Below are 10243 nucleotides of genomic sequence, written 5' to 3' on the forward strand. Positions count from 1 at the left end.
TCTCCCGCGGAGCGGGGCCCCAAGCGCTGCGCGCTTGGGAAGGGAACCGCTTCGCTGCGCTCAGCGGGGCCCGGCTTCGCCGGGCCAGTGCCGGCCATCGGGCCGGAGTCCTGCGCTTCGCTCCGGACGGTTCGGGTCTCCGCTTCGCTCCGTCCCGAACGGCCCGCTGCGCGGGCCTAGGTGACCCCGTTTCACGGGGTCGGGGCCTTCGGCCCGTTAGGCGTCCGCTTCGCTCCCGCCTGTTCAGTCCTTCCGGCTTCGCCTCCAGGACCACAGCCCGCTTCGCGGGCGGCTGGCAGCAGCTGAGGTGATCCGGTCTATCAGGCGGTGGGCGATGTCGTGACCGTAGAAGTCGGCCAGGTCCACCGCGCTCATCCGCCCCGGGGGTTGCGGTCTCGGATCGGCCCCGTAGGCCAGCAGTATCGCCGTGAGCCGACTATCGATGGGGGTCCCCGACTGGAGTGCCGAGTCACCCTCCAGGTCAATGGCATGCTCCAGCAGGGTCATCCCCCAGCACACCTCGTTGACGTCCGCGCCTTCATCGAGGAGGCGGGTCAGCTCGGCATAGTCGCTGGACTCGACCGCCTGATGGGCGGGCGTCCAAGGATTCTCGACCACTGACGTCCTCCTTCGCTTCCCGCTGCTCGTCAGTCATGTGCTCGGACGCCGACCATAGCATGATGCAGCATGTACCATTGGAGAAATAGCACCACACCCTCCAGGTGCATCGAGTGAGGTTTCGCGGATGCCTGTCTACGAATACCATCCGGATGAATTGGCGCAGATCTCTGTGGTCAGACAGGCCCACGGACTCGTCCTGGGCGAGGTGAAGGAACAGTGGCAGGCTGCCTGCGACCGCGAGGAACGCGCACTCGCCGGACCCCAGGAGCCACGCAAGCCGACCGCGCTGGACATTGCCTCGTGCCAGCGCATCGAATGGGCTCGCATCGTAGAGGTCATGGCGGAGCAGCAGATGTCCGTGTACTCCCCAGACCAGGACCGGCGAGTGGCCCGCCGGGAAGAACAGCGAGTACAGCGTATGGCTACAGAGGCGGCCTGGGCCGAACAGTCCGGTGGCGGCCTGCCGGTCGAGGTGCTGCGCCACCGCGTCTACCGGATCACAGCCCGACCCACTGCCGCTTCGGCAGGTGAACAGCCCCTGGTCCGGCACGTCTTCGCCGCCTCAGGCGGTGCGGCGGTCGAATACGCCCAGGCCATGTTCAGCCGGCCCGGCAGCACATACCAGGACGCCGAATACCGGATCACTTCCATCGAACAGGTCCTTCCCACACCGGGAGAATTCCTTTGATCCAGCTCCGCGAACACCAGGTCGACCAGAAGTCGAGTTTCCGCCAGTGGGTGGGATTCCCTGCAAGGTCATCTGTGCCCCCACAGGGGGCCCGGGGCACCATCGTGTCAGCGACCGGCTCGGGCAAGACGATCACGGCCGCCGCGAGCGCGATGGAGTGCTTCCCCGGCGGCCGGATCCTCGTCACGGTCCCCACCTTGGACCTGCTCGCCCAAACCGCCCAGGCATGGCGCCTGGTCGGCCACCGGGCCCCGATGGTCGCGGTGTGCTCGCTGGAGAACGACCCGGTGCTGAACAAACTCGGGGTCCGCACCACCACCAACCCCATCCAGCTCGCCCTGTGGGCCGGGGCCGGACCGGTGGTCGTGTTCGCCACGTACGCCTCCCTGGTGGACCGCGAGGACATCGACGCACCTAAGGGACAGCGGAAAGTCCGCGGGCCGCTGGAGGCCGCCCTGGCAGGTGGAGAGAGGCTGTACGGGCAGCAGATGACGGGCTTCGACCTCGCCATCGTCGACGAGGCCCACGGAACCGCCGGCGACCTCGGACGCCCCTGGGCCGCCATCCACGACAACACCCGGATCCCTGCAGACTTCCGGCTGTACTTGACCGCGACGCCGCGCATCCTGGCCGCGGCCGCGCCTCAGAAGGGCGCGGCCGGGCAGGAGGCGGAGATCGCGAGCATGGCCGATGACCCAGACGGAACGTACGGCGCCTGGCTGGCCGAGCTGGGCCTGTCGGAGGCGATCGAGCGGGGGATCCTCGCCGGATTCGAAATCGACGTCCTGGAGATCCGCGACCCCTCCCCCGTCCTCGGCGAGTCCGAGGAGGCACGGCGGGGCAGGCGCCTGGCGCTCCTGCAGGCCGCACTCCTGGAGCACGCCGCGGCGTACAACCTGCGAACGGTCATGACGTTCCACCAGAAGGTGGAGGAGGCGGCCGCGTTCGCGGACAAGCTGCCGCAGACGGCAGCCGAGCTGTACGTCACCGACGCCTCCGACACCGACCTGGCGGCCGCGGAGCAGCTGCCGAAGTCATCGATCGACGCGGAGTTCTACGAGCTGGACGCAGGCCGCCACGTACCGCCGGACCGGGTCTGGTCGGCGTGGCTGTGCGGCGACCACCTCGTCACCGAGCGCCGCGAGGTCCTGCGGCAGTTCGCCAACGGCATCGACGCGAACAACCGGCGCGTACACCGCGCGTTCCTCGCATCCGTCCGTGTCCTGGGGGAGGGCGTCGACATCACCGGCGAGCGCGGCGTCGAAGCGATCTGCTTCGCCGACACCCGCGGCTCGCAAGTCGAGATCGTCCAGAACATCGGCCGGGCCCTGCGGCTCAATAAGGACGGCTCCACCAAGGTCGCGCGGATCATCGTGCCCGTCTTCCTGGAGCCGAACGAGGACCCGACCGACATGGTGGCCTCCGCGAGCTTCCGCCCTCTTGTAGCGGTCCTCCAGGGCCTGCGCTGTCATGACGACCGCCTCGTCGAGCAGCTCGCCTCCAGCGCCCTCACGAGCGGGAAGCGCAAGCTGCACGTCCGGCGCGACGAGGACGGGCGGGGCATCGGGGCCGGCGGCGAAGGTGACGGCGAGGACCAGGAGGACGGCACCGACGCGGCGGCCGAGTCGGCGCTGCTGCACTTCTCCTCGCCCCGGGACGCCGCCACGATCGCCGCGTTCCTGCGCACCCGCGTCTACCGGCCCGAGTCGCTGGTGTGGCTGGAGGGCTACCAGGCACTGATCCGATGGCGGGCCGAGAACGAGATCGTCGGCCTGCACGCCGTCCCGTACGACGTCGAGGTCGAGGTCGGCGTCACCAAGGCGTTCCCGCTGGGGCGGTGGGTGCACCAGCAGCGCAAGGCCCTGCGCACCGGGGAACTCGAAGACCGGCGCAAGAAGCTGCTGGACGCGCCGGAGGCGGGGATGGTCTGGGAGCCCGGTGAGGAGGCCTGGGAGGCCAAGCTCGCCGTGCTCCGGTCCTACCGGCGAGCCACAGGGCACCTGGCGCCTCGGCAGGACGCGGTGTGGGGCGAGGACGACGAGATGGTTCCCATCGGCCAGTACATGGCCAACCTCCGGCGCAAGGGAGTCAAGAGCGGGCTCGGGAAGGACGAGGACACCGCGGCGACCCGGGGCGCGCAGCTCGCCGCGGTCGACAAGGACTGGAACTGCCCCTGGCCCCTGGACTGGCAGCGCCACCACCGCGTCCTGGCCGACTTGGTCGACGCCGACGGACAGCTGCCCGACATCCCGCCCGGCGTGCTCATGGACGGCGACGACATCGGCCGGTGGCTTCAGCAGCAGAAGCAGCCGGCCACCTGGGCGCGGCTCCTGCCCGAGCAGCAGGAGCGGCTGATCGCACTGGGCGTAGAACCCGCCCAGGCGCCGCCTCCGGCCCCGGCGACCAGCCGCACGTCGAAGGGGCCGAGCAAGGCGCAGCAGGCGTTCCAACGGGGCCTGGCAGCCCTCGCGCAGTGGATCGAGCGGGAAGGCGCAGACCGGCCGGTGCCGCGCGCCCACGGGGAAGAGGTCGCGGTCGAGGGCCAGGCGGAGCCGGTGATCGTGAAGCTGGGCGTATGGGTCTCCAACACCAAGACCCGACGCGACAAACTCACCGCCGACCAGCTCGCCGCCCTCGCGCAGCTGGGCCTGGACTGGGCGCGGTAGCGGTTGTGGCAGAGCTCCAGGGGCCGACCTCTCGACGTGGTCTCTCCAGGGCAGGCGAGTCACACGCTGCCGGGAACTCGCGAGGAAAGACCCCCCGGCTCCAGCCTAGAACGCCCCCTGCACGCCTGTGGCGGGGTCTTCGTGTTGCCCTGCTCCCGGTGGCGGCACTCCAGAACGATGCTGTCGGCAAAGTCGTGGACGCAGCCACCTGCGACCTCAGCACATGCGCTCTGACCTGCACGTTTTCCTCCGGATACCTAGGATAGACGTGCACGGGCGACAGCGTAAAAGCGGTGTTGTCCGCGCTTTGGTGACCTGCGCTCACCATGCTCAGGACGTCCCAGGGAGGGTGCTTCATGACCGAATCCGGCAACCCCAGTCAGCCCGTAAACGTGAACGAGTACGACGCCAGTCACATCCAGGTACTCGAGGGCCTCGAGGCGGTACGCAGGCGGCCCGGCATGTACATCGGCTCGACCGGCGAGCGCGGCCTGCACCAGATGGTCTACGAGGTCGTCTCGTACGCCGTCGACGAGCACCTGGCCGACCACGCCGACGCCATCGACGTCACGATCACCGCAGACGGCGGCATTCGCGTCACGGACAACGGGCGCGGCCTGCCCGTCGAGGTACGGGAGTCCACCGGCAAGTCCGCCGTCGAACGCCAGCTGACGGAGCTGTCCTTCGTTCCCAAGCCCCGCACCGGCTACTGGGTGTCCGGCGGCATCAACGGCCTGGGCCTGTGCGTGGTCAACGCACTGTCGAGCCGTCTCACGGTCGAGGTCCACCGGGACGGCCACCGTTGGACCCAGGAGTACGAGAAGGGCATCCCGATCAGTGCCTTGACGAGGCACGAAGAGAGCAGCGGACACGGCACCGCGATTGTGTTCCTGCCAGACGCCGACATCTTCGAGACCACCTTGTGGTCGTTCGCCACGCTGTCGCAGCGCCTCCAGGAACTGGCCTTCCTCAACGGGGGCCTGGCCATATCACTCACCGACGAGCGTCCGGAGCGACCGGTCCGCCACCACCACCTTGACGGCCTTCGCGCCTACGTCGCCCACCTCAACCCCTACCCCTCGAGTCTCGTCCACTCCCCCGCCATCGGCTTCACGTCGGAGAACGAGGAGCAGACGATCTTCGTCCAGGTCGCCATGCAGTGGAACACCTGGTCCCCGGGAGAGTTCCGCTCCTTCGCGAACAGCACCCGCACTCATGAAGGCGGCGCCCACGAAGTGGGCTTCCGTACCGCGCTCACGTCTGTCGTCAACGAGCACGCGCGCCGTCAACGGCAGATATCCGCAGAGGACGAGGACCTCACGGCCGAGGCCGTCCACGAGGGCCTGACCGCGGTCGTGTCCGTAAAGCTCGCCCATCCCGTCTTCGAGGGATCCACCAGAACCAGGCTCAGCAATCCCGAAGCGGACACCTACGTCCAAGAGGTCATCCGCCAACACCTCGCCGACTGGCTGGACCGCAACCCGAACGAAGCCGCAGCCATCATCCGCCACATCGTCAATGCCTCTACCGGACGCGGGAAGTGGTGACGGAGGCTCTTTAGCGCAAGGGAGAGCCCGGCGTCAGTGCTATGCCGGATACAAGCCCGCCGCCACCCGATCGGGGGAATGGTGGACCCGCTGGGACTCGGGATGCTGTGCCGAAGGGGCTGGTGGGGTCGTGCGGGCGATAGGTGAGGGGCTGGAGCGGCTCCTGTACACGCGGCCGGTACCGGTGACGACGGCGGATCAGCTGAAGGCGTTGCTGCGGTGGGAGCGGGGCTCCACCCGGCAGGTCGCCGCTGTCCTGGGCGTGTCCCAGCGGACCGTCCAGCGCTGGGTGACCCCCAAGCCGGTAAGCCAAGGACGCCCGAACCCCGGCCACGAGCAGAAGATCGCGGAACTCGTGCGGGCCCGCTGGCAGCCGCTGATCCGTGCGCGCCGGCGGGCCGCGGCGGAGGCCGGTGGTGTAGTCGTCCATACCCGGGCCCGGTTCGGGTTCAAAGCCGGTGGCGGCAGCTCGGACGATCCGCGGTTGCGGCGTGTCACCGGGCGTCTGAACGGGGCGGTGACACAGCAGATCTTCGCCGCCTTGGACGCAGGTGTCAGCGAGGAGCAGCACAAGCTGATCCTCGGCCGTGCGCTGGGACACCTCTACTTCCGCGAGGCCGGTCACCGTGCCCACGGTCTCCACGTAACCCTCGATGACATCGACTTCATCGAGTTCGCCCTTCAGTGACGTGTAGAGGCCGGGTCTGCGGCAGGTCGTCAGTGAGCCGAAGCACGAGAGTTGACACTAAGGCCGGTGTGTTGTCACTCGGGGACGTCTGCTGGCGATGGCAGCGGGTTGGGCCGGCGCCCGCCTGCGCAGGCCAGGACTTCTGTCACCGACGAGTTCAGAAAGATCGTGAACACGGACGACCTGTCCGCAGAGTCAATGACACCGGTACGGACAAGCTCTTCCCCAGCCTGCCGCAGGATGTCGACCGAGGCGGCAAGACCCTCGATCATGTGGCCGCGCCGAGCAGCTGAGCGGATTCGAAGCCCGAACACCCCCGCGTGCCGGATGGCAGGGACCAGACCGTCCCATACGACGAAGGCACCCCCGGCCATCAAGGCATCACGGGCAGGTCCGCATGCCGCGGTCTGTTCCCGAAGCATGGCGCTGAGGTCCTCGCGAGTCACGCTGTGCGCCGGTGCCCGTACGACCCAGTTATCGCCCACGTGTGACAACTGCATCGCCTCTCTGGTGACAGTCAGACTGCTTCGACCTGCTTCCTTCGCAGGCTATCTGGTGCCGACGGTGACGGCTATCGAGCCTCGGCACAGTCAGCGGGTGGCCGTGAGCGGGTAGTAGCCGTGGGCTTCTTGTGCTTCGCGCCAGTCCCACACCACGGCGTCCTTCCGGGCCGCACGTTCGGCGCCGGGTGGCTGAGGCGGGCGCAGCCCGGCAGCCTCGGCCAGACGCAGGACGGCCGGGCGCTCCCCGGGGCCGGCCAGCAGGTAAGTGGCCTGGGTCAGGTGTGCGTAGCGGGTGGCGGCGCGCAGGAAGACGATGGCCCAGGGCGGGACGGGGTGAGTGGCGCAGCCGTCGGTGAAACGGGCCTGGTCGTGGAGTGCGAGCAGGGCTGGTGCGTCGTGGAAGTCGTCGCTTCGGGCGGTGGCCAGCTGCTGGAAGGAGGCTCCGGTGAACAGGGTGGCGGCCAGGGCTGCAGCCAGCTGTGGGTGGGCGGTCACGGTGTGGATCCGGCGGGCGGCTTCCTCGGCTTGGGCGGGGGTGAGGGGGGTGGGGGCGAGCCGGTGTTTCCAGTCGATCAGGTCGGGACTGCAGGGGCCCGTGCACGGGCTGGGGCTGTCGTAGGAGACGAGCCGGTCCAGGGGAGACAGCGTGAGCCAGCGTCCCGGCTCCACGCCGGACCTGACGGCGTCCGCGGCAACAGGCCGGGCGTCGGTTGGGGGTGCGGGGTCGTTGCCGTAGAGGGCGCGGGCTTCGGCCAGGGTGGTGGTGCGGGTATGGGGCAGCTCGGCGAGAGCGCGGTCCAGGACGGCGGTCAGGCGGCGACGGTGGACGACGAGGGTGAGGTGGATTGCGGTCTGCCGCCACAGGGTGAGGATGCGCTGGAGACGGCGTGCGTCGAGGAGGTGGGCGCGCAGGACGGTCAGGCGGGTCACGGCCAGTGCGGTCGTCCACGCGGCGGCCGCCTCCCACAGCGGTGGGCGGCCATGGGGGAACCGGCCCGGGATGTGTACGGGTTTGCCCAGGGCCAGGAGCAGGTCGTGGGCCAGGGCGGTATCGCTCGTCGTGCCGGGGCCGGGGTGGAGGGTGATCCGCCCGGCCGCGGGGTGGTGGGCGGCGAGGGCGCTGTGCGTGAAGGCGGCGTCGTCCCCACAGTCGAGGACGATCGCCAGACCCGGCGCGGTGGTGGGTGGGTTCATGCGAGGCGGCTGAAGGCCCAGCGAAGCAGGTCGCGGTCCGGGCGCGGGCGGTCCATGCGCTCCATAGCGGTCCGCACGTGGGCGGTCAGCTGCGCCCAGGCGCGGAAGTTGCCATGGGCGGCCTGTTCGTCGGCGAAGGTGATGTCGGCCAGGTCTGCGTCCTCCCAGACGGGGTGGAAGAGCGGGACGACGTCGAGGACCTCTTCGGGGGTGAGGCGGGTGAACTGCTGCCAGATGAAGATCCGGGAGGAGAGCATCGGCTCGCGGCGCAGGACCGTGTGCGCGCCGGCGCCGCCGACGAAGACGATCGCGATCTGAGTGACGGGCTCGTCCCACAAGTAGCGGAAATACTCGAACGCCTCCCCGTTGAGCCACTGTGCCTCGTCCACGAGGAACGTGCGCGGCCTCTCGGACAGGGCGGTCTTCAGCAGGCGGTCGAACTCGCTGGGGTGGCGGGGAGGCTCACCGGGCAGGCGGAGCGTCTCGAACAGTTCGTAGCGGACCGCGCGGGCGGTGGGACGGGCCCGGAAGGTGACCCGGCAGACCTCCTCGCCCCGGGTGTCCTCCAGCTCGTGCAGGCACGTGTTGACCGCCAGCGTCTTCCCGAAGCCGGCGTTGCCGTGGATGCACATCATCGCCCGCGCGGCGACCGTGTCCGCGATGTTCTCCCGCGCAGTCAACAGCGCCCTTGTGGTCACGATGGAGGCCTCGGGCAGATCCACGTACTGGTAGGTGGGCGCGGTCACCGCACACCACCGCCCGCAGCACCATCCCCGCCACCGGTGACACCCGCCTCCGGTCCGCCGCCGGGCCCGTCGTCATCCGGCGCGGGTGACGTCTGCGGCCGGGTACGGGCCGCGAGGGAAGCCGGGGTACGCCAGTCAGACGGAGGCGCGGCCGGCGGGATCAGGTCCGGCAGCGCCAGCCTCGACAGATCCCTCCGGTCAGCCACCGCCAACTCGGCAGCAGCTTCGACCGCGGACACGGCGTCCAGCCGCTCAGGCTTCCCCGGCCGGGTCGCGGCGGCGTAGCGCTCGCGCTGGGCCGCGGCGAGGTCCTTGCGCAGCCGCCGGCCACGCGCGGCCCGCGCGGTGCGGACCTGGGTGATCTGCTCCGGGCTCGCCTCGTCCGCGACGGTCGCAGGTCCCAGGTAGCGACCGGTCGCGGCGTCGAAGACCTCGATCCGGTGATCGTGGTGCGGCATGAACGCACCCTCACCCCCGTACCAGCCAGGCCCGTCATCCACGGCCCCACATAGTCCCGCCGACGGAACCGGACACCACGGGTGGAGACCACCCGGATCCGTCCGTCATCCTCCAGCGTGAACGTCCACAACTCCTCCGGACTGACCTCCCGTACCGGAGTCGGATCCGCCTCCCAGGCCTGGAGCGGGGTCTTCCCGCCCAGCGGGCCCGGCTGGTGCACGGTGTTCCACCACTCCACCCAGCGCAGCAGCCGGGCGGTGAAGTCCTCGAACCCGAGCAGCAGCTCGTCCTTGGGCCGGGCCCGCCGCCGGCCCGGGCGCGGTTGGCGCACGTAGCCGGGCAACGCGGCCAGGAACATCACCTCCACAGCTCGGTTCAGGCCCTCGACCGTGCCCTTCAGGTGCGGGGTGTAGGCGGGCAGGTCCTCCACCTCGACCACCAGCGCCCCGAACGCCGCCGCGACCGTCCTCGACAAGAAGTCCCTGCCCCGGTCCACCCGGACCTTCTCCGGAAGTCCGCCCTGCGGCCCGAACGGCTCCTCGCGCAACACCGCAGCGCGGAGCGCGGCCAGCACCGACTCCCGCGACGGACACCCGGGCGTCACCGCCACCCCCATCACCGTGTTCGTCGCGCAGTCCACGAACCACGTCACCCACGGACGACGGACCGTGCCCTCGACCTCGACCAGGACCGGGGCCTGGACGTGATCGGCCTCCCACACCTGATTCCGCCACCCACGCGGCCGCGTCAGAAACACATCATGCTTCCTGGCCTCACGCTCACCACCAGCAAGCCCCGCCCGCTCCCCCGCGGACAGATCCCGCCGGATCGCACGATGCAACGTCTGAACCGACGGCGGCGGATCCCCCTCGCCCCGGTCCGCGCGAGCCGTCAGCTCACGATGGACAGCGGCGACGTTCCCCCTCCACAGACCGAGCAGAGCCCGGACCTCCGGGGTAACCATGAACCTGCCGTAGTACCGGGCCTGCTCCCCCAGCACCACAGAGTCGTCTTCCTCCACTGCGGCCAACCACCGCCACACCGCCCGCTCCCGCACCCCGAACGTCTCACCCACCGTCCGCACATGCTGGGTGGTCAGCTTCCCCTCCCGGCGCAAAGCCAACAGCTGGC

7 protein-coding genes and 1 pseudogene are annotated in these 10243 nt (G+C 69.8%); 4 read left to right on the forward strand and 4 right to left on the reverse strand.

What is annotated here, in order from left to right; all coding sequences use genetic code 11:
- Positions 1–243 precede the first annotated feature (243 nt).
- A complete protein-coding gene (locus tag ACEPPI_RS38055) occupies positions 244–618 on the reverse strand; it encodes an ankyrin repeat domain-containing protein (protein ID WP_331741575.1) in 375 nt (124 codons plus the stop codon).
- 127 nt (positions 619–745) lie between these two features.
- Here ACEPPI_RS38055 and ACEPPI_RS38060 point away from each other — a divergent pair, with 127 nt between their 5' ends.
- The 4 genes from ACEPPI_RS38060 to ACEPPI_RS38075 all read left to right on the forward strand — a co-directional run bounded on the left by ACEPPI_RS38060 (position 746) and on the right by ACEPPI_RS38075 (position 6210).
- Positions 746–1309 carry a hypothetical protein gene (locus tag ACEPPI_RS38060; RefSeq protein WP_373919834.1) on the forward strand — a complete coding sequence of 188 codons (564 nt, stop codon included), beginning with the start codon at positions 746–748 and terminating at the stop codon, positions 1307–1309.
- Entirely contained in the window at positions 1306–3975 is a 2670-nt protein-coding gene (locus ACEPPI_RS38065; protein ID WP_373919835.1) for a Helicase associated domain protein, read from the forward strand. The genes ACEPPI_RS38060 and ACEPPI_RS38065 overlap by 4 nt, the downstream gene beginning before the upstream one ends.
- A gap of 356 nt (positions 3976–4331) precedes the next feature.
- Positions 4332–5522: an ATP-binding protein gene (locus ACEPPI_RS38070; RefSeq protein WP_331741584.1), complete on the forward strand. Its 1191-nt coding sequence runs from the start codon at positions 4332–4334 to the stop codon at positions 5520–5522.
- Positions 5523–5652: 130 nt separating this feature from the next.
- Complete coding sequence (locus ACEPPI_RS38075; protein WP_373919836.1) at positions 5653–6210, forward strand: helix-turn-helix domain-containing protein; 558 nt, start codon at positions 5653–5655, stop codon at positions 6208–6210.
- 590 nt (positions 6211–6800) lie between these two features.
- Here the strand turns inward: ACEPPI_RS38075 and ACEPPI_RS38080 are convergent.
- From ACEPPI_RS38080 to ACEPPI_RS38090, 3 genes and pseudogenes are all read right to left on the reverse strand, one after another.
- Positions 6801–7907, reverse strand: a complete 1107-nt coding sequence (locus tag ACEPPI_RS38080; protein ID WP_373919837.1) for a hypothetical protein — start codon at positions 7905–7907, stop codon at positions 6801–6803.
- Positions 7904–8653 (reverse strand): AAA family ATPase, encoded by a 750-nt coding sequence (locus ACEPPI_RS38085; protein WP_373919838.1) that lies wholly within the window; start codon positions 8651–8653, stop codon positions 7904–7906. The genes ACEPPI_RS38080 and ACEPPI_RS38085 overlap by 4 nt, the downstream gene beginning before the upstream one ends.
- A pseudogene (locus ACEPPI_RS38090) lies at positions 8650–10238 on the reverse strand (Mu transposase C-terminal domain-containing protein). Before ACEPPI_RS38090 ends, ACEPPI_RS38085 begins: the two are co-directional and overlap by 4 nt.
- Between the last annotated feature and the right edge of the window lie 5 nt (positions 10239–10243).

Origin of the sequence: Streptomyces sp. AB3(2024) (assembly GCF_041862025.1) — a bacterium.
Lineage (GTDB): Bacteria > Actinomycetota > Actinomycetes > Streptomycetales > Streptomycetaceae > Streptomyces.

Coding starts and splice junctions, on each gene's coding strand:
- ACEPPI_RS38060 (WP_373919834.1), top strand. CDS start 746: ATGCCTGTCTACGAATACCATCCGGATGAATTGGCGCAGATCTCTGTG.
- ACEPPI_RS38070 (WP_331741584.1), top strand. CDS start 4,332: ATGACCGAATCCGGCAACCCCAGTCAGCCCGTAAACGTGAACGAGTAC.
- ACEPPI_RS38080 (WP_373919837.1), bottom strand. CDS start 7,907: ATGAACCCACCCACCACCGCGCCGGGTCTGGCGATCGTCCTCGACTGT.